Consider the following 21,218-nt stretch of genomic DNA (forward strand, 5'->3'; position numbering starts at 1 on the left):
ATATAATACCCTGGAACAAGACCCAACAAAATACCGGGCCCGCCTGTGGACGGGCCTGTGAGAGGAGCGAGCAAGCGTGAGCGAGCGGGTGTTGATCGTGGATGACGACGCGGCCATCCTCCTGCTGATCTGCGATGTGCTCTCCGACGCGGGCATCGGTGTGCGCACGGCCCAGTCGGGCGAGGAGGCGATCCGCATTCTGGAAAAGGAGCGGTTTGACCTGATCGTGCTGGATATCATGATGAAAGGGATCAGCGGCCTGGAGGTCTGCCGGAGGATCCGGGGGCAGGTGGACTGCCCCATCCTTTTCCTCAGCGCCAAGCGCGATGTGCGTGACGTGGTCAGGGGGCTTGGCCTTGGGGCGGATGATTACCTGACCAAGCCCTTCGTGGTGGAGGAGCTGGCGGCCCGTATCCAGGCCCATCTGCGCCGTCAGGCCCGTACCGCCCCCGGCGTGGAGCGTCGGGAGCGGGCGCTGGAGATCGGAGCTATCCGCCTGGACCCGGAGAAGATGGAGGTCACCAGAGACGGCCTGCCGGTGGCCCTGTCCAGCAAGGAATTTGAGCTGCTGTCCTATCTGATGCACAACGCGGGCAGGACCCTGTCCAAGGAGCAGATATTCCGGGATGTATGGAAGACCGGATATGGGGACATCGGCACGGTGGCCATCCATATCAAGAACCTGCGGGCCAAGCTGGATCCGGACTGGAGCTACATCAAGACGGTGTGGGGTTCGGGCTACCGCTTTGTCACCTGCAGCGGTTATGAGGAGGAGAAGATGGAGGGGAGCGAGCCATGACTGAGGGGAAAAAGCGGCGGTTTCCCGGCACCGGCTGGCTGGGGGCGCGCCTGTCCCGCAAGATGATCGTAATATTGCTCGCCCTGGCGGTAACGGGGTGGCTTTTGTCCTTCTTCTGGTTTTTGCGGGACATGCAGGACTACGCTGGGAACGCCTATGACGGAGCAATGCGGCAGTCAGAGGAACAGGCCCGGGAACTGGCCTCCTTCCTGGAGGGGAGCCGGGGAGACATATCCGGTCTCGCCGGATATCTGGAGGAGCGGGAACTGGGCTGCATCCTTCAGGACGACCAGGGAAGGACGGTTTTTCAGTTCATGCCGGAGTCCTGGCTCTCCCCCCGTCTGACCGCCTCCTGCGGCATACCGGTGACCACCGGCTCGGGCACGCTGCGGGCATATGTGTGGAGCACCGCCATTGACCGGGAGGACCTGAGCGACGCCCTGGGCCATCAGGCCTTTGTGGGACTGTCTCTGTTCAACCTGGGCCTGTTTCTGGCGGCAGGGGTGCTGCTGTATCTCATCGTCCTCTCGCCCATCATCGCGCTGCGCAGGACCATGCTGGCCTATGCCCGGCGGGGTGACCTTCCGGAGCGCAGCACCCGGACCGACGAGGTGGGAAAGCTGCAGAATGCCTTTGCCGACCTGACCGGGGAGCTCCGGGCCAAGGAACAGTCGGAGCGGCGGCTGATCGCTTCCATCTCCCACGACCTCAAGACCCCGCTGACCTCGGTGCTGGGGTTTTCCGAGCGGCTGCTCTCAGCCCAGCTCCCGCCGGAGAAACAGCGGCAGTACCTCCAGAGCATCCATGAAAAGGCTCTGCGCCTGAAGTCTATCGTGGATGAGTTCGATGAATATATCGATGTGGGCCTGCGGGACGACCGGCCCATGGAGCGCCTCACGGCGGAGGAACTGTGCGCCGATGTGCGGCAGGAATATGAGGCGGAGCTCCAGGAGGCCAACGTCAGGCTGAGCGTGGAATGCGCCTGCCCGGGCGCGGCATTTCTGGGCAACCGGGACGACCTGCGGCGGTACTTCGGCAATCTGATCGGCAACAGCATCCGCCACGGGGGCGTCCGGGCGCTGGAACTGACGCTGTCGTGCCGGCGGGAACGGGACGAGCTGGTCCTGGAGTTCCGGGACAACGGAACGGGGGTGGAGCCGGAGCTTCTCACCCAGATCTTCGAGCCCCTTTACACCTCGGACCGGGGCAGGAAGGTATCCGGACTGGGCCTGTCCATCTGCAGAAGCATTATCCGGGCTCACGGCGGTTCGGTGACGGCGGAGAATGCCCCCGGCGGCGGCCTGCTGGTGCGGGCGGTGCTGCCGGCGGCGGACTGAGAACAGGGCAAAACCCCCGGAACTCATGCGTTTGCATGGGCTCCGGGGGTTTTTTATGAGAGAATGGGATCAGCGGACCACCACCAGGCGGACCTTGCCGCCCTGCTCGGGGGCCTTGTCGTAATAGACGGTGAGGTCGTCGGAATAGGCCCGGGCCTCCTCCAGACCGTCCAGCCCTTCGGAGAACCAGTGGCCGGTGGTCTTGTTGTAGCACCAGACCTGGTCGGACACGGGAAGGACCATGCCGCCGCCGGTAATGGTGCGCGCATCGGGGTCATAGGCCGAGCGGCGGATGCCGGAGAGGGACTCAAGGGCCACCGAGCCGGCCAGCTTGTTCCGGCCGTCCCGGGTCTCCAGCGACCTGGCGATACCGATGGCGTCACCGTTGCGGAAGGAGGAGCCGCCGGTGAGGGGCCCCAGCCCGCTGCCGCCGTTTTCAACCGAGATGGAGGCGTTGGTAAAGCTCCAGGGATCGTCCGGGTCCTGGGTGGCAGCGGAATATTTGGCAAAGCCGTACTCGTACTGGTCCCCGGTCACGTCGTCAAAAAGGAGCAGATTGATCTTTCCGGCGTAATCCTTGCCCACATACTGGATGCGGGAGGCGGGCACGGCGGCCCGGGTGAGCTGGCGGAAGGTGATCTCCCGGGGCGTACCGGCGCCCACCCGCTCAAACATGCGCACGTTCTCGGCCAGCTTTACGCCGCCCAGGGTCCGGGCAGCCACGTCCAGCGTATCGGACGCGCCGCTGCCGGTGAGGCGGGAAAGGGTGATATGGCCGGCCTTGTGGGAGGAGACCGTGACCAGCTGGCCCACCAGCTTGGCGGCGGAGCTCTCGCTCAGATCCGGGTCGCCCTGAAAGACGATGTGCTCGCCGCCGGCATTGAAGAGGTCCATCAGCGGGACCACTCTGGCCTCCCCGGCGGAGCAGCTCTCCACCACGCCCACCGTGGTGGAACGGGCTGTGGAGGGAGACACGGCCCCGGCCACCCGGCCGTCGCTGGTGAGAAGAAGGGTCACATCCTCACCGGGACGGAAGGCCGCCAGGTCGGAGACTGCACCGGGGAGCACGGTGAAGTCCTGCCCCAGCATGGTGATGCGGGAGGGAGCGGTGGGATTGGGATAGGCGTTCTCATACAGGCCGGTGAGACGCAGGTCGGAGACGTGGAGGATCCTGGCGCCGCTGTCGTAAAAGGCCGTATCGTACTGCCGCAGGTCGGAAACCGAAGCTGGCACGCCGTTTTTATAGATCTGATAGTCCTTATCCCCGCCGGTCAGGGCGGCGAAGGGATTGGAGCCTTTCGGGTCGGTGCGGGCCACCATCACATCCTCGCCAGAGCTGGAGGCGGGGGAGAGATAGATGTAGTCCAGCTTGCCGGCGGCGCCGTAGCACAGCACCATGGACGTGCCGGAATAGAGATAGGACCAGACCTTGTCAAAGCTGGTGGCCTCGCCGTTTTTCCACACCGGGGTCTCGGGGGGGATGGTGATCTTCTCCCCGCCGGCGGCGGTGACGTAGTTGGCGTCCACCGGCCCGGAGACGGTGACGCGGCGGACGGAGTCGGCGGAGTTGGGCCGCAGGGTGAGAAAACGGCCGTCCTTATCCTGGACCATCTGGCCCCGGACGCCCATCAGGGAGGAGGACACCGCGGCCCGGTCGGTTCTGGGGGACTGGGTCTGGCCGCCCACGGCCACGGTGACGGTGCTGGAGCCGGTGGCCTGGTTGGCGTCCATACTCAGCAGGGTCACGTCCTCGGTGAGGACGCCCTTCAGACGGACCTCCAGATAGCAGGAGTCGCTGTCCTTCATATCGGTAAAGAGCAGGTTGCGGAAGAGGATGGCGGCCTGGGCCCGGGTGATGGTTTCGCCGCCCCCCAGGGAGAGCCCTTCGGTGAGGCCGTTCTGCCGGGCGGCGGCCAGATAGCCGTCATACCAGGCGGCGCCGCCCGAGATGTCGCCGGTGTTATAGCCCAGGATGCGGACCAGAATGGCCACCGCCTCGCCGTAGGTGATGGGGCGGTCGGGCTGGAAGGTGCCGTTGCCCACGCCCAGAATGAGCCGGTCGGCCTTCTGCCCCTCGCCGCCGGAGGAAGCCGCCTCTCCGGAGGTGGTGAGGGTGGAGGCCAGGTTCACATAGCCCCTGGCCCAGTGCCGGGGCCCCACATCGGAAAAGATGGTGCGGCTGCGCTGGGCGGGCTCCAGCGCGCCCTTGTCCATCACGTCCACCGCCATCTTGCAGAACTGGGCCCGGGTCAGGGTGCCGCCGGGGTTGAAGGAATTGCCGCCGGTGCCGTCCACCACGCCCAGCAGGCGCAGGACCTGGGCGGCCTCGGCCACGTCGGGGTCGCTGATGTCGGAGAAGGCGGCGCTCCCGGCCGCCGAGGCGGGCAGGACCAGGAGGGCGGCCAGAGCGGCCAGCGTCACAAGGCCGGCCAGGATACGTCTGAATTTCATGCGGGTACTCTCTCCTTTCGTCATTCCGCCCGAAGGGCGTCCACCGGCTGGAGGCCGCTGGCCTTGATGGCGGGGTACATGCCGAAGATGATGCCGAGCAGCACCGAGACCACCACGCCGGTGACCATGATGGACGGGTCGGGATTGACGATATAGCCCAGCTGCTGCTTACAGTAGATCCAGGTGGCCGGATAGCTGGCCAGGATGCCCAGTATGCCGCCGATGCCGCAGATCATGCAGGCCTCGATGAGAAACTGGGTGATGATGCTGCGCCGTTCGGCGCCGATGGCCTTGCGGATGCCGATCTCCCGGGTGCGCTCGGTGACGGTGACCAGCATGATGTTCATGATGCCGATGCCACCCACCAGCAGGGAGATGGCGGCGATGCCGCCCAGCATGTTCTGCTGCTTTTTGGTGGCCTCCTCCATCTGCTCCCGGCCCTGCTCGGCGCTGTACACACTGTAGGAGCCGAAGCTGTTGCCGCTCTGCTGGTCGCCGATGAGGCCCTTGAGAAAGCCGTCCAGCCGGGTGATGGCCTCGGTGACGGCCTCCCGGCTCCTGGCCTTGACCACGAACTCGCTCATGTCGGTGTAGGAACCGCTCACCGCGGCCAGGGCACGGTTGGCGGTGTAGGGAATGACGATGACGTTGTCCATGGACCAGCCCTCCTCGGCCTGGTCGGAAAAATCCTTCTGGGCATAGACGCCGATTACCTCAAAGGGAACGCCGCTAATGGTGAGGGTCTTGCCGATGGGGTCGGAGTAGTCGAAGAAGAGCTCCTTGGCCCGGGAGCCCAGCACGCAGACCTGCCGGTAGCTCTTCACATCCAGGTAGGACAGGTCCCGGCCGGAGCCGATGGAGAAGTTGTTGCACAGGGACCACTGGTCGCTGCCCAGGTAGACCTGGGGCTGGTAGTTCATGGAGTCGGAATTCTTGGTCTGGTACTTGATGGTGCCCCAGGTGGTGCCGCTGGGGGTGACGCCCTCCACCAGGTCGCCCAGCTGGAGGCAGTAGTCGTACAGGCTCTGGAACACCCTGTCGCTGCCCGCGCCCCACTTGTAGGCGTAGACATTGATCTGGTTGGTGCCCATGCTGGCGTAATACTCCATGATCTCCCTGCTCTGGCCCTTGGCGTAGGTGATCTGGGTGATGACGGCGGCCAGGCCGATGATGATGCCCAGCATGGTGAGGAAGGTCCGGCCGCCCCGGGCGATGATGGATTTGAAGGCCAGCTTGACCGATTGGATAAAGTTCACAGCCAGTCCACCTCCTGGGGGTGATCGGCGACGATGACGCCGTCCGAGATGCGCACCATCCGCGGCGCGGTGGCGGCGATGCCGTTGTCATGGGTGATGAGGATGACGGTGGTGCCCTCCTTGTAGAGCCGGCGGAGGATCTCCAGCACGTGCAGGCCGGTCTTGGAGTCCAGCGCGCCGGTGGGCTCGTCGGCCAGAATGATGGGGGGATGGGTGGCGATGGCCCGGGCGATGGCCACCCGCTGCTGCTGGCCGCCCGACATCTCGGTGGGCTTGTGGCCCCGGCGGTCGGCCAGACCCACCCGCTCCAGCGCGTCCATAACCCGGTCCTCCCGCTCCCCGGCGCGGACCCCCTGGTAGATGAGGGGGAGCTCCACGTTCTCGTAGGCCGAGAGGGCGGGGATCAGGTTGAAGCCCTGAAAGATAAACCCGATCTGCTTGTTGCGGATGTGGGAGAGTTTCCGGTCGCTGAGCTCGGTCACGTCGGTGCCGTCCAGGTGGTAGTCGCCGTAGGTGGGGATGTCCAGACAGCCCAGGATGTTCATCAGTGTGGATTTGCCCGAGCCGGACTGGCCCACGATGGTGACGAACTCGCCCCGGTCGATCTGAAGGGAAACGCCGTTGAGGGCCCGGACCTCATTCTCGTAGCCCTCGTTATAGATCTTATATACGTCCTTGATATCAATGAGCAAATGTATCAGCTCCTATCCGGCGCTCATCGGGACCTTACCAGCCGTAATTGTCGGCCTGCTCCTTGATAATGTTGGTGAATACCTCGTCCCCCTCGTTCAGGCCGGAGCGGATCTCGGCATTGGAGGTGTCGGACAGGCCCACCTCCACCTCCACGGGGTAGAAGCCCTCGGGGATCTCCTTGGCGATCTCTTCAGGAAGCTCCACCATGTTCTCGGGGGCGCTGTCGGCCTTCAGGTAGACCACGGAGAGGTTGTTGCCGTCGACGTCGCTGACGTAGTGAACGCAGATGACGGGGACCACCAGGCAGTTCAGGCTCTGGCTGGCGGCGAAGCTGTAGTTGACGGTCTGGCCGTTGCGCATGGCGCCGTCAGGATTGTCCACCCGCACCGAGACCGGATAGGTGGTGACGCCGGAGTCGGTCTTGGGCTCCAGGCTGACGCCGTCTACGATACCCATGAACATATTTCCGTCCCAGTCGGTGAGATCGATGGTCATGCCGGTCTGGATGTTGCCCACGTTGCGCTCGTCCACGTCGATGGTCACGTTCATCACGGTGGTGTCCGCGATGGAGACGGCCACCCTGCCGCTCTCCACGTCCTCCCCGGCCACCAGGCCGCAGGAGGTGACGGTGCCGCTGATGGGAGCCACGGCGTTGAAGTCGGACAGGGCCTTCTGAGCGTCCTCCAGCTTCTGCTGGGCCTCCTGGATCTGCTCGTTCTTGGCCTTGATCTGTTCCTGAACATCGTCGTCACCCAGCACCATCAGGACCTGACCGGAGGAGACGTCGGCGTAGTTGAGCAGGTCGGCTTTGACCAGGGGGCCGCCGGCCTTGGTGGAGATGTCACGGACCTCATAGTATTTGAGCTGCCCATCGGCGTAGGGGTAGATGGGGGTGCCGTCGGCAGCGCTGAAGGTTACCGAGGCGTCCATATCCTGGGTCAGAGTGCCGGGGTTGTCCATGACGAAGACCACCTCGAAGCACTTGGAGCCCTCGGGGGTGATGAAGCTGACCTTGTTGATCTTCTCCACCTTGCCGGAGAAGGATCCCATCACCGCGGGGACCGAGACCTGGACGCTCTGTCCCACGGAGATGCTGCTCTCATAGGCATAGCTGAAATAGAGGGAGAGCTTGAGCTTCCGGTCGTTGACCAGGGTGGCGATCTTGGTGCCGGCGGCGATATTGTCATCCGGGTAGAATTCGCCCGCATCCATCAGCTTGCCGGCAAAGGGGGCGCGCACCGTGAGCTCAGAGAGGTCCTCACGGAGCTTCTGCATATCCTCATTAAGGGAGGTCAGGCTCTCCCGGGCGGAGGTGACGGCCTGCTCGGCAGACTCGCTGCGGATGGTGTAAAGGGGGTCGCCGGCCTGGACCTGCTGGCCCTCGGTGACAAAGACCTCGTTCACCGTCCCGTTGGCGGCCAGTGTGATGGTGGAGGCCGACTTGGCCTTGGCCACGCCGCTGCCCTCCACCATGCTGGAGATGGAGCCGTAGTAGACCATATCGGTCAGGACCTCGCCCTGTTCTTCCTCGGGATCGCTGAGAACAAATTTCCACATCAGAAAGCCGCCCACGGCCAGCGCGGCCAGTACCGCGCCGGCTGCAACGATCTTCCCGGCTTTCTTCTTTTTGTGTTTCTTTTTGGCCGGCGCCGGAGCGGCGGGGGCGGACTGTGTGCCCGGGTCCAGAACAGGGGTCTGTTGTTCGGTCATATTCGTTTCCTCCTGTGCCAGTTTTTTCATACCTGCAATACATACATTGTAGCATGGGGCGAGCGTGAAGATACTTTCAAAATGGTGACAAGTTCTTAATAAAACCTTAAATTTAATCTTCAGCCCCCGGCCTTATTCTGTATAGACGAAGGAGGAGGAAAAAAGTTGCGGCATCGCCGGAAAATCCTTCCGAAACAAAAAAACGCCCCCGCCGCCGGCCATAAAGCCGGGAGCGGGGGCATTCTAGCCTGCCGGGAAAGCAGGCGGATATCACAGATTACCAGGTGCGGGACTGAAGCTGCTTGAACTGGGCGACGGTGGAGACGTGGGAGTTCAGGCCGCCGTCCACGGTCATGACCTGGCCGGTAACGTAGCTGCTCTCATCGGAGCCCAGGTAGACGCACATGTGGCCGATATCCTCGGGGCAGCCATAGCGGTTGACCATGATGTTGCTCAGGAAGATATCCTTCAGCACCTGGGGCACGTGGGCCTCGTTCTGGGGGGTGACAATCAGGCCGGGACGCACGCAGTTGCAGCGGATGTTCTGCTTGCCGTACTGCAGGGCGGTGGACTTGGTCAGCATATCCACACCGGCCTTGGCGCAGGCGTAGGCGGTGGAGCCCAGGTCGCCGCCGCAGGAGGCCATGGAGCCGATGTTGATGATGGAGCCACCCGCCTCATTCTTCTGCAGGTAGGGGAGCACGCACTTGATGGAATAGAAGGTGCCGCGCATATCGCTCTGGAAGACCGCGTCCCACATGTCCAGGGTCAGCTCGTCCACGCGGCCGTCCTTCAGGCCCACGTTGGCGGCGTTATTGACCAGAACGTCGATCTTGCCGTACTTCTCGGCGGTATCGGCAAAGAGCTTCTCAATGCTCTCGGGAGAGGTGATGTCCATGAAATGATACCAGGCCTCTCCGCCCTCGCTGCGGATGGTGTCCACAACGGCCTGACCTTTCTCCTCACGGCGGCCGCAGATGACCACCTTGGCGCCCTCGGCGGCGTACAGCCGGGCGATGCCAATGCCGATGCCGCTGGTGGAGCCGGTGACAACGGCGACCTTACCTTTGAGTCTGTCCATAATAAATATCCTCCTTATATGACATTCTATACGGGTTGGTTCGATTATCAGTACCTTTATTATAAAACGTGCTTCACCGTTTGTCCATAGAAAACGACCTGCTGAGTTTAAAAAATTTAATCTGCCTATACTGATCTGACGGCGGGAAGCATGTGCGGCCGGAAAGGGGACCGCCGTTTTTACAAAAGGGAGAGGAAAGGACGCCCAACGAAGTGAGGCATATATGTGCTGGAAGGCACGCCCGGGTATATTTGCGGTGGCTTTTTCGCTGCAAGGGTGCTATAATTTCATACAATTCCCATTTACATGCCGTAACCGGAGGGAAAAGTTCTCTATAAAGAGGGAAAGAAGATGAAACAGGCAAAAGCTCTGCGGAATCATAATACAGGCCGAGGCTGTGGGGGGGGCGCAGCGGCGTTGCTATTCTTTATTTTTGCTATGGAACTGACAGCGTTTGCTGCAGAAAGCGGAGACGCCGCATTGGCTGCGAAAACAACGAATATGTCCATTGCGTATGGGATTACGACTGCCCTGTCCCTGTTTTTGTTCGTCGGTTACTGCGCCCTTGTGCGTCAAAAAAGTATCTGGCTGCTGATGACCTACGGTTCCGTCGTGATCGTGAACCTGGGATATCTTGCGCTCTCGGTCTCAAAAACGCTGGAGGAGGCGCTGCTGGCCAACCGCATCTCTTATTTTGGCTCGGTCTTTCTTCCCCTTGGCATGCTGATGGCCATCCTGGATATCTGCCGCATCCGTTACCGAAAGCGGCTTTTGGGCGTACTGTTCTGGATCGGCGTTGGGGTCTTTCTTGTAGCTGCCAGTCCGGGCTATCTGGACTGCTATTATAAGGAGGCCACACTGGTATTCGTGAATGGAATGGCCAGACTGGACAAAGAATACGGACCACTGCATGTTATATATCTGGTATATCTGCTCGCCTATTTCGGAGCCATGATCGGTGCGGTCCTGACCTCTATCATCGGGAAAAAGACGGTGTCCTGCAAACATGCCGCGCTGCTTTTGGCGGTCGTGTTCCTGAATGTCGCCATCTGGCTTGTCGAGCAGCTTATTTACTCGGATTTTGAATTCCTGTCGGTTTCCTACATTGCCAGCGGACTGCTTCTGCTGATGCTGTACGGCATGATGCAGGACTATGGCATATGGCCGGGCCTGCCGGAGACAGATCCCTTACAGGCCGCTTCCGGAGGGTCGAAAAAGGGCGTTGCGGTCCCGGCCGCCAAAGAAGAGAGCGCGGAAGGATCCCCGGCGGCGGGCGCGGCTTCCGGACGTGAAGGCGCGGCGGCACTGCCTGATGAGCGCATCGCGCAGATCATGGCCGGCTGGCCGGCAGTCTCCATGCTGACAGCCAGAGAGGCAGAGGTACTCCGTGCCCTTTTGGAAAACAAAAAACGAAAAGATATCGCGGCGGATCTGAACGTGACCGAGCATACGGTGAAAAAGCACACCGCCAATATTTTTTCAAAACTTGAGGTGTCCAGCAGAAGTGAACTTACTGCGAAGGCGGATCGGGAAACGGACGTCCCAAACTAGAAAAAGACCGGGAGCCGGCTGTATGCCGGCTCCTTTTCTGCGTCCAATGAAGTGCACACCTTTTCCTGCACGGCTGCAGAGGAAGATGGTAGCCCTGTTTTGGGAAAGAGTAGCCCTGTTTCAGCTATAGGGCTACTGTTTTTTGCCTGTGGACCATGTAATAATGAATTAGGAATTTATGAATATCAGCGTCTGGTGTGATGCCCAAAGGGCAGCAGGGAAGGTGATATGATGGAGAAAAAGGTGATTGCACGATTTACGGTTCAGATTACATCTGCAGAGGGCGCCACCTGGCAGGGCAGCGTGGCGGCGGAAAATGAGATATTCCATTTTCGGAGCGAGCTGCAGCTGCTGAACTGGCTGCTTGAACGCTATCCGGAACTGCGGCCGGGTGCGGAGCCGAAGTAAAGAGAGTGGGGAGAAAAGCGGCCGCCGGGCTGTGCCGCCGCAGGATAAAAGCCGGCATCCCGTAAGGCCTGAAACCGTCATTTGCCCCCGGCACGTCTGTGCCGGGGGCATTTTGGCTGCATTCCGCCCGGGGCGGCGGTGGGGCCCGGCTACAGGTCCTGGAGATCTGCCGCCGGGATATCATTTTCCAGATTGTCCCGGGCCAGATCGTTGTCGATGACCGGATATACATCCGGGATGGGCCTGTCTCCCCGGGGATGCGCGGCATTCCGACGCTTGATTTTCGGCCGGTCCGGACCGGTTGGCTGCGGCTGAGACATGTTGATCATCCCGCGGTTAATATGGCCCTTTTCAAAGGAGAGTATGCATGCCGGGGAGTCATCCCTGCGCGCCGGGCGCGCTGAGAGAAGAGACCAGACGCTGCATTTCCTGTTTGGACCGGACGCCGTGGGCCCGCTGCAGGACGGCCTGCTTTTCCGGCTCTGTCATGGACTCAAACTGTTTCATGGCGGCCTCGTTCTGGGCCAGGGCCATGCCCAAGCCGAGGGGCAGTTCGTTTTTCATGGGATCACCTCGCGGATAGTATCTGCGCGGTGCGGGCGGAATATGCGGCCGCGGCGGCTGACGCTGAAAAGCGGCAAGCTGTATCTTGTCAACCCCTGAGATCTATGCTATACTTTTTACATCTTATTTGAAAAGATTCTGCCTGTATCATCATACTGTGTCATTTCAAAAGAATATTTGATTACAGTACAATAGGGTACTGTATTATGGCAAAAAGGCTTGGACAACAAATGTGTTGTCTTGGCCTTTTTTGGTTTTCATCAGGGACTGTGCGGTGAGGGAGATGGAAAAGTGTCGTCGGCGATCTTGAGTGTTGGAATAGACATTGGCACATCGACCACCCAGGTGATCTTCAGCCGTATCAGGATGGAGAATACTGCCGGCTACTTTTCGGTGCCCCGCATCTCCATTGTCGGCAAAGAGCTGGTCTATAAAAGCCCGGTCCATACGACACCGCTGAAAACGGCCTCCCTGCTGGACGGAGAAGGGGTCCGGAGGATCGTGGAGAGGGAATACCGGGCGGCGGGGCTTACCCCTGCGCAGCTCGACACCGGCGCGGTGATCATTACGGGAGAATCTGCCCGCAAGGAAAACGCGGCCCTGATCACGGAACAGCTCAGCGGATTTGCCGGCGAGTTTGTGGTCTCCACGGCGGGACCGGATCTGGAATCGATCATTGCCGGCAAGGGGAGCGGCGCGTTTCAGTACAGCGTGGACCATGACTGCGCCGTGGTCAATCTGGATATCGGCGGCGGCACCACCAATATCGTGCTTTTTGACAGCGGAGATATCATAGGCAAGGGCTGCTTCGATATCGGCGGCCGCCTGATCCGCCTGGCGGCGGATTATACCGTGACCTCCGTCAGCCCGGCGGCGGGAGCGGTGGCGGAGGCGGTGGGCGTCCGGCCCGTGGTCGGGCAAAAAATCACCCCGGCGGAGCTGGGCCGGATCACAGACAAGATGGCCGACCTGCTGGCCCAGGCCATCGGCCTTGCGCCTGCGGAGCCACTGCTTGGGTGGGTGGAAACGCCCAACAGCTCCGAGCTGCGCATCATCAGGCGGGCCGAGCGGATCTGTTTTTCGGGGGGTGTGGCGGACTGTGTGCGCTCCCCGGGCGAAACGGACCCGCTGCGGTACGGCGACATCGGCGTGTTTCTGGGAAACTCCATCCGAGCCCGTTTCCTGCCGGAGAGAGAAAAGATCATCTCGGCCAGCGAGACCATCCGCGCCACGGTGGTGGGCGCAGGGACCTACACCACCAGCCTTTCGGGCAGTACCATCACCTGCTCCGACGGTATTTTCCCGGTCAAGAACGTCCCGGTGCTGAAGCTGGATATGGAGGAACAGCAGGACTGTCTGGACGGCAGCGCCGAAAAGCTCGCGCAGAAGACGGAGTGGTTTTTGCGGCAGAGCGACAGCCGGCGGATCGTGCTTGCCCTGCCGGGAAAAGCGGATCCCACATATGGGGAGATCAAAACCCTGGCCCGGATGATCGTACAGGTGATGGACCGGCTGCTGCCGGAAGGCGAGCCCATTATCGTCATATTGGAGAAAGATATCGCCAAAGCACTGGGCATGGCCATGAGGTCCGAGACCGGCGGCAGACGAAAGACAGCCGCGATAGACGGCGTCAAAGTGGAAGCGAACGATTATGTGGATATCGGCCGTCCGCTGATGGACGGGCTGGTGGTGCCGGTCGTGGTAAAGACTCTGGTTTTTGGATGACTGAAAGAAGAGGAGGATAAGAGATGGGCTTTTCAACGCTGCTGGCTGGAAAGACATTTACTTTTCATTCCGTAAAAGAAGTGCTGGCCAAAGCCAACGAGGAAAAATCCGGGGACATTCTGGCGGGGATCGCCGCGGGATCGGATCTGGAGCGCATCGCGGCCAAGGAAGTGCTCAGCCATCTGCTGGTACGGGACCTGCGCGAGAATCCGGTGGTCCCCTATGAGGATGACGAGGTGACACGGATCAACCAGGATTCCATCGACAGCGCGGTATACGAGAAAATACAGAACTGGACCATGGCAGAGCTGCGGGAGTACATCCTGGGGGACGCCTCCGGGGAGGAGGACCTCAAGCGGCTGGGACGCGGACTGACTGCGGAGGTGGTTGCCGGAGTCTGCAAGCTCATGAGCAACCTGGATCTGGTCTATGCCGCCAACAAGATCCGCATCACGGCCACCTGCAACACCACCATCGGCTGCCGGGGCACCCTTGCCACCAGACTGCAGCCCAACCATCCCACCGACCATATTGAGGGGATCACCGCGTCCCTGTTCGAGGGACTCAGCTATGGCAGCGGCGACGCGCTGCTGGGACTGAATCCCGTCAATGATACCGTGTCCAGCCTGATGGAGGTGCTCAAGCGGTTCGACGAGGTGAAGAACCGCTTTCAGATCCCCACCCAGATCTGCGTGCTGGGCCATATCACCACTCAGATCGAGGCGGTAAAACGGGGCGCCCCCTGCGATATGATCTTTCAGTCCATCGCCGGGAGCCAGAAGGGGAACAGCGCCTTTGGCTTCTGCGCAGACACGGTTCGGGAAGCCCGTCAGCTGTTAAAGGAGCGGGGGACCGCCAAGGGCCCGAATGTGATGTATTTTGAGACCGGGCAGGGCAGCGAGCTCTCTTCAGACGCCCACTATGGCGCCGACCAGGTCACCATGGAGGCCCGCTGCTACGCCTTTGCCCGGGCGTTTGAGCCGTTCATGGTCAATACAGTGGTAGGCTTTATTGGACCGGAGTACCTCTATGACAGCCGTCAGGTCATCCGCGCCGGGCTGGAGGATCATTTCATGGGAAAACTCTCCGGAGTCCCCATGGGCTGCGACTGCTGCTATACCAACCATATGATGGCCGATCAGAACGACATTGAAAACCTGTCTCTTCTGCTGGCCGGCGCGGGAGTCAATTATATTCTCGGCGTTCCCGCCGGGGACGATATCATGCTCAACTACCAGACCAACGCCTATCATGACGCCGCAGCCATCCGCGAGGTGCTGGGCCTGCGGCCCATCCGGGAGTTTGAAGGCTGGCTGGAGAAGATGGGGATCATGGAGAACGGCAGGCTGACGCCGAGAGCCGGAGATCCCACGATCTTTACACGCAGGGGGTGAGGATGCTTGGTAGATAAACGGCTGGTCAGCCGCATCACGGAAGAGGTGATGCGGCAGCTGAAGGAACGGGGATATGTGATCCTGCCGGAAAAAGAGGACCCGGCGCCCGGGACGGCGGAGGGGCCGGAGGATATCACCTCCCCGTCCTGCAAGGCAAAGCCGCTGCTGCGGGACCCGCAGGATATGGAGGCGCTGCTGCGGATGAAGCGGTACACCAACGCCCGCATCGGCGTGGGCCGCGCCGGTCCGCGGCTCAATACCCAGACCATGCTGGCTATGCGGGCAGACCACGCAAAGGCCCGGGACTCGGTTTTTACCGACGTGAGCCCTGAGCTTACGGAGCGCATGGGGCTTATGACCGTGCAGACCATGTGCGACTGCAAGGATACCTATGTCACCCGCCCCGACCTTGGAAGAACGCTCAGTGGGGAGGCGGAAAAGGCCATTCGGAGCGCCTGCGTGCCCAATCCAGACGTGCAGATCTTCGCGGCGGACGGACTGAGCTCCTCCGCCATTGAAGCCAACCTGGAAAAGATCCTGCCCATCCTGATGGACGGACTTCAGGCCAGGGGCCTGAAGGTGGGAACGCCGTTCTATCTGCGCTTTGGCCGGGTGGCGGCGGAGGACCAGGTGTCCGAGGTGCTGGGCGCCAGGGTAGTGTGCGTGCTCATCGGGGAGCGGCCGGGCCTGGCCACGGCGGAGAGCATGAGCGCCTATATTGCCTACAACGCCTATGTGGGCATGCCCGAGGCAAAGCGCACGGTGGTCTCCAACATCCATAAGGACGGCCTCTCCGCAGTGGAGGCCGGCGCCTACATCGTGGAGGTCATCGCCCAGATCCTGGAGCAAAAGGCAAGCGGAGTCGATTTGGTGAAATGAGAGGTGAGAGATGCGCGGCGATGCGATAAGGACGACCGTTCTCAGTGTACAGATGATCCCCAATGCCGATCCCGCCCTTTTGGAAAAGCTGGCGCTGCCCCGGGAACTTCGCAGCCTCGGCATCCTTACAACGGACTGCGACGACGTGTCCTACGCGGCGCTGGACGAGGCGACCAAGCGGGCCAATGTCCGGGTGGCCTACGCCAGCAGCATGTATGCGGGCTCCGGCAACGCCAGTACGAAACTGGCGGGCGAGTTTATCGGCATCCTGGCGGGAGAGGACCCTGCCGAGGTGCGCAGCGGCCTGGAAGCCGCTGTCCGCTATGCGCGGGAGGAGGCCTGCTTTTACAGTGCCAATGACGACGATTCCATCGTGTATTTTGCCCACTGTATCTCCCGCACCGGGTCCTACCTCTCGGAAAAAGCCGGTGCGGCGGAGGGCGGGGCCATGGCGTATCTGATCGCGCCTCCTGCGGAGGCGATCGTGGGACTGGACGCGGCGCTGAAGGCGGCGGATGTAAGACTGGGCCTCTTCTATGGCCCGCCGACGGAGACCAACTTTGCAGGCGGCCTTCTCACCGGCGATCAGGCGGCCTGCAAGGCGGCCTGCGCGGCCTTTGCCCAGGCGGTGTGCGGAGTCGCCGGGAGTCCCGTGGCATACGGATAAAACCGCCTTTTCACAGTGGGGGAACAGATTATAGAAAGAGAGGAGCGATGATAGTTGGAATTTGACAGAGATTTGCGTTCGATACAGGAAGTCCGAAACCTGGTGGCAAAGGCCAGGCAGGCGCAGGGCGAGTACGCGTCCTATACGCAGGAACAGGTAGACCGGATTGTGAAGGCGGTCTCTGAGGCCTGCGCCGCTCAGGCGGAGCGCCTGGCGAAGCTGGCGGTGGAGGAGACGGGCTTCGGCGTCTGGCAGGACAAGGTACTGAAAAACCAGCTGGGCAGTACCATCACCTATGAGAGCATCAAGGACCTGCGGACGGTGGGGATTCTCAGCGAAAACCAACAGACCGGCGTTATGGAGGTGGCCGTGCCCATGGGCGTGGTGGCCGCCCTGATCCCCTCCACCAACCCGACGTCCACCGTGATGTACAAATGCCTCATCTCGCTGAAGGCGGGCAACTCCATTGTGATCAGCCCGCACCCCAACGCCAAGAATTGTATTTTGGAGACCTATAAGATTGTGATGCAGGCCGCCAAGGCGGCGGGCGCGCCGGACGGGCTGGTGCAGTGCATCACCACGCCGTCTATGGAGGGCACCAACGCCCTGCTCCGGCACCCGGACATCGGCATCATCCTCGCCACCGGCGGCGAGGCCATGGTCCGGGCGGCATACAGCTCCGGAAACCCGGCGCTGGGCGTGGGACCGGGCAATGGTCCGGCATATATTGAAAAATCGGCCGATATCCCCGCGGCTGTGCGCAGGATCTTTGACAGCAAGACCTTTGATAACGGGACCATCTGCGCCTCGGAGCAGAGCATCGTCACCGAGAAATGCATCAGCAGCCTGGTGGCCGCCGAGATCGAAAAGCAGGGCGGCTATTTCATGACGCCGGAGGAGAGCGAAAAGGTGAGCCGGTTCATCATGCGGGCCAACGGAACGATGAACCCAAAGATCGTGGGCCGTACCGCACAGACCATCGCGGACATGGCCGGCATCCGTATTCCGGAAGGCACGCGGGTCCTGCTCTCCCGCCAGACCACGGTGGGGAAGGACAATCCCTATTCCCGAGAGAAGCTCTGCCCCATCCTGGCCTACTATGTGGAGGATAACTGGGAGAGCGCCTGCAAACGCTGCATGGAGATCCTGTTTAACGAGGGCAAGGGCCACACGATGACCATCCACAGCCAGGACAAGAGCGTGATCCGGGAATTCGCGCTGAAAAAGCCTGTCTCCCGTTTGCTGGTGAATACGCCGGGGGCCCTCGGCGGAGTGGGGGCCACCACCGGCCTTCCGCCGGCCTTGACGCTGGGCTGCGGCGCCGTGGGCGGCAGCGCGACCTCGGACAATGTGGGGCCCATGAATCTTTTGAACATACGGCGGGTGGCGTATGGCGTCCGGGAACTGGACGAGCTGCGCGGAGCATCCGTACCCCCGGTATCCCACCGCGGCGAAGAGGAGAAACGGCCCGCAGGCGGCGCGTCCTCCCTCACCAGGGCGGAGATCGAGGAGATCACCCGCTCTGTGATTGCACGGCTGACAAGATCGGAATGAATACTGAATGGAGGAACGAATTATGGAAACTTTACAGGCGCTTGGCATGATCGAAACAAAGGGACTGGTAGGCTCCATCGAGGCCGCTGATGCCATGGTAAAGGCGGCGAATGTGCATCTGATCGGCAAGGTCCATGTGGGCGGCGGCCTTGTGACGGTGATGGTCCGGGGCGATGTGGGCGCTGTGAAGGCCGCCACCGACGCCGGCGCGGCCGCGGCCTCCCGGGTGGGGGAGCTGGTCAGCGTGCACGTCATCCCCAGGCCCCACGACGAGGTGGAGTTCATCCTGCCCACGCTGGAGAACAGCAGCCGCTGAGCGGCGAAAACCAATGCATCGCATGCAAACGGACACGGACCCATATGAAATGATGTGTAGGAGGATATGATAATGGCGAATCTGCAGGCACTGGGCATGGTGGAAACAAAGGGACTGGTGGGCTCCATCGAGGCCGCCGACGCCATGGTGAAAGCGGCAAACGTCCGGCTGATCGGCAAGGTCCATGTGGGCGGCGGTCTTGTGACGGTGATGGTCCGGGGCGACGTGGGCGCCGTGAAGGCAGCCACCGACGCCGGGGCGGCCGCGGCCTCCCGGGTGGGAGAGCTGGTCAGCGTCCATGTGATCCCCCGTCCCCACAGCGACGTGGAGTTCATCCTTCCCACGCTGGAAGGAACGGCAGAGTAATCAGGCCGCGGCAGCGGGAGAGGCGGTGCGCACGTGAAGAAGGAGCTTTTGAGCGATGTGGAACTGCGCGCATGGTGGCGCCCCGGAAGCGGCGGCACGTACCATGTGCGGCAGGGGACCATCCTGACGCCGGCCGCCCGGGATTTTATCCGCGAGAAAAACATTCAGCTCTGCTGGGACGAGGAGCCCTCCTTTGAGCGGATGCCGGTGGACCCCATGCCCCGCCGGGGCGGGAAGGTCCGCTACCGGAACGCCGTGACAGGTGGGGAGACCGATACCAAGGGCGAGAATATGACGCATTTGCGGGGCAATCTCCTGGTCCCAAAGACCCATCCCCGCATCGCGTTCCGGGGGAGGCTGGATTCTCTGATGGCGCAGGTCATGCAGGTGCAGATCACAGCCCTTGAGGAGGGAAAACCGGCCCTTGCGGATGACCTGGATGAGGTGATGGGCCTGCTGCGGAACATACTGGCCGCCGAGGTGAAGGAGACCCCGCTGGAGGCCGTAAAGCTCCTGGGGATGGACAGCGCCCAGCTCCGATATGCCTCTCACCACGTGCGGGAGAGCGTGGGGATCGACCATCCGGTCCCGAACTACCGGATGGGAAAGCTCTGCGTGACGCTCAACCTCCTGCGCACGCAGGTGCGGGAAGCGGAGCTCTCGGCCGCCCGGGCTTTTTCAGACGGGGACGGCGTGTGCGGGCGCGAGGACATTATGGAAGGGCTCAACCGTCTTTCCAGCGGTATCTACATCCTTTTCTGCCGGGAAGCGGCAGGACGGTTTGAGCGGGGGAAACAGAGATGAACTATTACAGTGAACAGGATATCAGGGATATTGTCGCCTCCGTCCTGGCGCAGTCCGGGGCGGCAAAGGGACCCGGCGGCTGTGCCGATCCCCTTCCGGTGGAGATATCCGCCCGCCATGTGCACCTGACGGAGGACGCGGTGGAGAAGCTCTATGGAACGGGCTGCAGGCTGACCCGGAAGCGGGAGCTCAGCCAGCCGGGCGAATTCCTCTCCGGCGAGCGGGTGAAGATCGTCACGGCCAGGGGCGTCATCGACAATGTGGCGGTTCTGGGCCCCGTGAGACAGCGGGTGCAGGTGGAGCTGTCCCTGACGGACGCCCGCACACTGGGCATTCAGATCCCCGTGAACCTCTCGGGGGACCTGACGGGCGCCGGGGATGTGCTGCTCGTCGGCCCGGCGGGGATCCTGGAGGCAAAGGGCTCCGCCATTGCGGCGAAGGCCCATATCCATATGACCCCGGCGGATGCCGGGCGTTACGGCGTCCGCAACGGCCAGTCCGTGAGCGTCCGGCTTCAGACGTCCCGCCCGGTGACGCTGGAGGATGTGGTGGTCCGGGTGAAAGATACCTTCCGCCTGGCGGTCCACATCGACTTTGACGAGGCCAATGCGGCGGCGGCCGGCGGGGAGATCACGGGCATTCTGGCAGAGAGCAGGTGTAACATTGAGTGAGATTAACATAGAACGGCTGGTGGAAGACGTGACCCGGCAGGTGCTCTCCGCGCTGCAGGCGCGGCAGGACGCCGCGGAGGAAGCGGCGGGAAAAGACCGGTGCCTGGTGGTGGGAAAGCTTGAGGACGTCCCGGATGCGCTGAAACGCGGCGCCGTGCTGTGCGGCATGGAGGAATACGAGGGCTGCAAAAATATCCTGCGCTTTCAGAGAGTCATCATCTCCGGACTGACCCTGGTGCAGCTGGCGGATATCGCCCTTGGCAGGCCGGGGGACAGCGGCTCCTGTGCTGTGGTCAGCGCGCTGCTCCACGGCGTGGAGGTGGTCCTGCTGGAGTCGGCGCTGCCGCACCGCTCCTGCGCAGGGAAAGGCAGCACCGGCCTGTATGCGCTCCTGGAGGGACATGTCCGGACCATCCAGGCCTTTGGCGTGAAGCTGCTGGCAAAGGAGCGGCTGGCCGTCCCTGAGACGGCTCCGGTGAGACCGCCGAAATATCAGGCGCCGGCGCCTGAGCCGGTCAAGGGCAGCGCGCGGCCCAGCGTGGGCAGGCTCATTTCCGAATCGGACGCGCTGGCCATGGCAGCGGCGTCTGGCGGGCAGCCGGTCCGCGTGGCCGGGGACGCGATCCTGACCCCCTCCGCCTGGGATGTATTTACCAGAGCGAGGGTGGAGGTCATTCGCGGAGACGGGTGAACGGAGGACAATATGGTTATTTGCAGAGTAGTGGGCCATGTCTGGGCCACCAAGAAAGAGGAGAACCTGGAGGGCCTGAAGCTGATGGTGGTCCGGGAGGATCCGGCCTACGGAGGGAAGGAAGGGACCTTTGTGGCTGCCGACGCCGTGGGCGCGGGGATCGGGGAACAGGTCCTGGTGGTCTCCGGCAGTACGGCCCGCAAGGCGTTTGGAAGAGATGATATCCCGGCCGACATGGCGATCGTGGGCATTATCGATACCCTGGAGGTAGACCGGTCGGGAAAGTAGTATTGGAGAGCGC

At 62.0% G+C, this 21,218-nt stretch carries 22 protein-coding genes; 15 read left to right on the forward strand and 7 right to left on the reverse strand.

Going from position 1 to position 21,218, the window contains the following annotated elements; all coding sequences use genetic code 11:
• Positions 1–76: 76 nt before the first annotated feature.
• Positions 77–799: a response regulator transcription factor gene (locus ACTNBZ_RS00180; protein ID WP_441207623.1), complete on the forward strand. Its 723-nt coding sequence runs from the start codon at positions 77–79 to the stop codon at positions 797–799.
• Positions 796–2,136, forward strand: a complete 1,341-nt coding sequence (locus ACTNBZ_RS00185) for a sensor histidine kinase (RefSeq protein WP_441207624.1) — start codon at positions 796–798, stop codon at positions 2,134–2,136. The genes ACTNBZ_RS00180 and ACTNBZ_RS00185 overlap by 4 nt, the downstream gene beginning before the upstream one ends.
• 69 nt (positions 2,137–2,205) lie before the next feature.
• On the opposite strand, the gene ACTNBZ_RS00190 is transcribed toward ACTNBZ_RS00185, so the two are convergent.
• The 5 genes from ACTNBZ_RS00190 to ACTNBZ_RS00210 all read right to left on the reverse strand — a co-directional run bounded on the left by ACTNBZ_RS00190 (position 2,206) and on the right by ACTNBZ_RS00210 (position 9,327).
• Positions 2,206–4,587, reverse strand: a complete 2,382-nt coding sequence (locus ACTNBZ_RS00190; protein ID WP_441207625.1) for an S-layer homology domain-containing protein — start codon at positions 4,585–4,587, stop codon at positions 2,206–2,208.
• Between the two features lie 20 nt (positions 4,588–4,607).
• Complete coding sequence (locus ACTNBZ_RS00195; protein WP_441207626.1) at positions 4,608–5,843, reverse strand: ABC transporter permease; 1,236 nt, start codon at positions 5,841–5,843, stop codon at positions 4,608–4,610.
• Positions 5,840–6,535: an ABC transporter ATP-binding protein gene (locus tag ACTNBZ_RS00200; protein WP_441207627.1), complete on the reverse strand. Its 696-nt coding sequence runs from the start codon at positions 6,533–6,535 to the stop codon at positions 5,840–5,842. Before ACTNBZ_RS00200 ends, ACTNBZ_RS00195 begins: the two co-directional genes overlap by 4 nt.
• 34 nt (positions 6,536–6,569) lie before the next feature.
• Positions 6,570–8,246, reverse strand: coding sequence for an efflux RND transporter periplasmic adaptor subunit (locus ACTNBZ_RS00205; protein WP_441207628.1), 1,677 nt, complete (start codon positions 8,244–8,246; stop codon positions 6,570–6,572).
• A 277-nt stretch (positions 8,247–8,523) separates the two neighbouring features.
• The gene (locus tag ACTNBZ_RS00210) at positions 8,524–9,327 is read right to left on the reverse strand and encodes an SDR family NAD(P)-dependent oxidoreductase (protein ID WP_441207629.1); all 804 of its coding nucleotides are present in this window, start codon (positions 9,325–9,327) and stop codon (positions 8,524–8,526) included.
• Between the two features lie 351 nt (positions 9,328–9,678).
• Here ACTNBZ_RS00210 and ACTNBZ_RS00215 point away from each other — a divergent pair, with 351 nt between their 5' ends.
• Together ACTNBZ_RS00215 and ACTNBZ_RS00220 are read left to right on the forward strand one after the other, a co-directional pair.
• A complete protein-coding gene (locus ACTNBZ_RS00215) occupies positions 9,679–10,878 on the forward strand; it encodes a LuxR C-terminal-related transcriptional regulator (protein ID WP_441207630.1) in 1,200 nt (399 codons plus the stop codon).
• 228 nt (positions 10,879–11,106) lie between these two features.
• Positions 11,107–11,286: a hypothetical protein gene (locus ACTNBZ_RS00220; RefSeq protein WP_441207631.1), complete on the forward strand. Its 180-nt coding sequence runs from the start codon at positions 11,107–11,109 to the stop codon at positions 11,284–11,286.
• A 149-nt stretch (positions 11,287–11,435) separates the two neighbouring features.
• Here the strand turns inward: ACTNBZ_RS00220 and ACTNBZ_RS00225 are convergent, their stop codons facing one another.
• Both ACTNBZ_RS00225 and ACTNBZ_RS00230 read right to left on the reverse strand, forming a co-directional pair.
• Positions 11,436–11,606, reverse strand: a complete 171-nt coding sequence (locus ACTNBZ_RS00225) for a hypothetical protein (RefSeq protein WP_441207632.1) — start codon at positions 11,604–11,606, stop codon at positions 11,436–11,438.
• A gap of 58 nt (positions 11,607–11,664) precedes the next feature.
• A complete protein-coding gene (locus ACTNBZ_RS00230; RefSeq protein WP_441207633.1) occupies positions 11,665–11,850 on the reverse strand; it encodes a hypothetical protein in 186 nt (61 codons plus the stop codon).
• 291 nt (positions 11,851–12,141) lie between these two features.
• Between ACTNBZ_RS00230 and ACTNBZ_RS00235 the strand changes: the two genes are divergently transcribed.
• The 11 genes from ACTNBZ_RS00235 (at position 12,142) to ACTNBZ_RS00285 (ending at position 21,205) form a co-directional block, all read left to right on the forward strand.
• On the forward strand, positions 12,142–13,575 hold the full coding sequence (locus ACTNBZ_RS00235; RefSeq protein WP_441207634.1) for an ethanolamine ammonia-lyase reactivating factor EutA: 1,434 nt from the start codon (positions 12,142–12,144) through the stop codon (positions 13,573–13,575).
• 23 nt (positions 13,576–13,598) lie between these two features.
• Positions 13,599–14,969: an ethanolamine ammonia-lyase subunit EutB gene (locus tag ACTNBZ_RS00240; RefSeq protein ID WP_441207635.1), complete on the forward strand. Its 1,371-nt coding sequence runs from the start codon at positions 13,599–13,601 to the stop codon at positions 14,967–14,969.
• A gap of 6 nt (positions 14,970–14,975) precedes the next feature.
• Positions 14,976–15,848: an ethanolamine ammonia-lyase subunit EutC gene (eutC, locus tag ACTNBZ_RS00245; protein ID WP_441207636.1), complete on the forward strand. Its 873-nt coding sequence runs from the start codon at positions 14,976–14,978 to the stop codon at positions 15,846–15,848.
• Positions 15,849–15,858: 10 nt separating this feature from the next.
• Positions 15,859–16,515: an ethanolamine utilization microcompartment protein EutL gene (eutL, locus tag ACTNBZ_RS00250; protein ID WP_441207637.1), complete on the forward strand. Its 657-nt coding sequence runs from the start codon at positions 15,859–15,861 to the stop codon at positions 16,513–16,515.
• Positions 16,516–16,569: 54 nt separating this feature from the next.
• Positions 16,570–18,069 carry an acetaldehyde dehydrogenase (acetylating) gene (locus ACTNBZ_RS00255; RefSeq protein WP_441207638.1) on the forward strand — a complete coding sequence of 500 codons (1,500 nt, stop codon included), beginning with the start codon at positions 16,570–16,572 and terminating at the stop codon, positions 18,067–18,069.
• 22 nt (positions 18,070–18,091) lie between these two features.
• Positions 18,092–18,385: an ethanolamine utilization microcompartment protein EutM gene (gene eutM, locus ACTNBZ_RS00260; protein ID WP_441207639.1), complete on the forward strand. Its 294-nt coding sequence runs from the start codon at positions 18,092–18,094 to the stop codon at positions 18,383–18,385.
• Positions 18,386–18,457: 72 nt separating this feature from the next.
• Complete coding sequence (eutM, locus tag ACTNBZ_RS00265; RefSeq protein ID WP_441207640.1) at positions 18,458–18,751, forward strand: ethanolamine utilization microcompartment protein EutM; 294 nt, start codon at positions 18,458–18,460, stop codon at positions 18,749–18,751.
• A gap of 33 nt (positions 18,752–18,784) precedes the next feature.
• The gene (locus tag ACTNBZ_RS00270; protein ID WP_441207641.1) at positions 18,785–19,555 is read left to right on the forward strand and encodes a hypothetical protein; all 771 of its coding nucleotides are present in this window, start codon (positions 18,785–18,787) and stop codon (positions 19,553–19,555) included.
• On the forward strand, positions 19,552–20,226 hold the full coding sequence (locus tag ACTNBZ_RS00275) for a PduL/EutD family phosphate acyltransferase (RefSeq protein WP_441207642.1): 675 nt from the start codon (positions 19,552–19,554) through the stop codon (positions 20,224–20,226). The genes ACTNBZ_RS00270 and ACTNBZ_RS00275 overlap by 4 nt, the downstream gene beginning before the upstream one ends.
• The gene (locus tag ACTNBZ_RS00280) at positions 20,219–20,917 is read left to right on the forward strand and encodes a hypothetical protein (RefSeq protein ID WP_441207643.1); all 699 of its coding nucleotides are present in this window, start codon (positions 20,219–20,221) and stop codon (positions 20,915–20,917) included. The genes ACTNBZ_RS00275 and ACTNBZ_RS00280 overlap by 8 nt, the downstream gene beginning before the upstream one ends.
• A 12-nt stretch (positions 20,918–20,929) precedes the next feature.
• On the forward strand, positions 20,930–21,205 hold the full coding sequence (locus ACTNBZ_RS00285) for a EutN/CcmL family microcompartment protein (RefSeq protein ID WP_441207644.1): 276 nt from the start codon (positions 20,930–20,932) through the stop codon (positions 21,203–21,205).
• Positions 21,206–21,218: the final 13 nt, after the last annotated feature.

The organism is Pseudoflavonifractor sp. HCP28S3_F10 (genome assembly GCF_052065415.1).
In the GTDB taxonomy this organism is placed as follows: Bacteria; Bacillota; Clostridia; order Oscillospirales; family Oscillospiraceae; genus Pseudoflavonifractor_A.

Coding starts and splice junctions, on each gene's coding strand:
- ACTNBZ_RS00210 (WP_441207629.1), bottom strand. CDS start 9,327: ATGGACAGACTCAAAGGTAAGGTCGCCGTTGTCACCGGCTCCACCAGC.
- ACTNBZ_RS00205 (WP_441207628.1), bottom strand. CDS start 8,246: ATGACCGAACAACAGACCCCTGTTCTGGACCCGGGCACACAGTCCGCC.
- ACTNBZ_RS00225 (WP_441207632.1), bottom strand. CDS start 11,606: ATGTCTCAGCCGCAGCCAACCGGTCCGGACCGGCCGAAAATCAAGCGT.
- eutM (WP_441207640.1), top strand. CDS start 18,458: ATGGCGAATCTGCAGGCACTGGGCATGGTGGAAACAAAGGGACTGGTG.
- ACTNBZ_RS00230 (WP_441207633.1), bottom strand. CDS start 11,850: ATGAAAAACGAACTGCCCCTCGGCTTGGGCATGGCCCTGGCCCAGAAC.
- ACTNBZ_RS00215 (WP_441207630.1), top strand. CDS start 9,679: ATGAAACAGGCAAAAGCTCTGCGGAATCATAATACAGGCCGAGGCTGT.
- ACTNBZ_RS00220 (WP_441207631.1), top strand. CDS start 11,107: ATGATGGAGAAAAAGGTGATTGCACGATTTACGGTTCAGATTACATCT.
- ACTNBZ_RS00190 (WP_441207625.1), bottom strand. CDS start 4,587: ATGAAATTCAGACGTATCCTGGCCGGCCTTGTGACGCTGGCCGCTCTG.
- ACTNBZ_RS00240 (WP_441207635.1), top strand. CDS start 13,599: ATGGGCTTTTCAACGCTGCTGGCTGGAAAGACATTTACTTTTCATTCC.
- eutL (WP_441207637.1), top strand. CDS start 15,859: ATGCGCGGCGATGCGATAAGGACGACCGTTCTCAGTGTACAGATGATC.
- eutM (WP_441207639.1), top strand. CDS start 18,092: ATGGAAACTTTACAGGCGCTTGGCATGATCGAAACAAAGGGACTGGTA.
- ACTNBZ_RS00275 (WP_441207642.1), top strand. CDS start 19,552: ATGAACTATTACAGTGAACAGGATATCAGGGATATTGTCGCCTCCGTC.
- ACTNBZ_RS00285 (WP_441207644.1), top strand. CDS start 20,930: ATGGTTATTTGCAGAGTAGTGGGCCATGTCTGGGCCACCAAGAAAGAG.
- ACTNBZ_RS00185 (WP_441207624.1), top strand. CDS start 796: ATGACTGAGGGGAAAAAGCGGCGGTTTCCCGGCACCGGCTGGCTGGGG.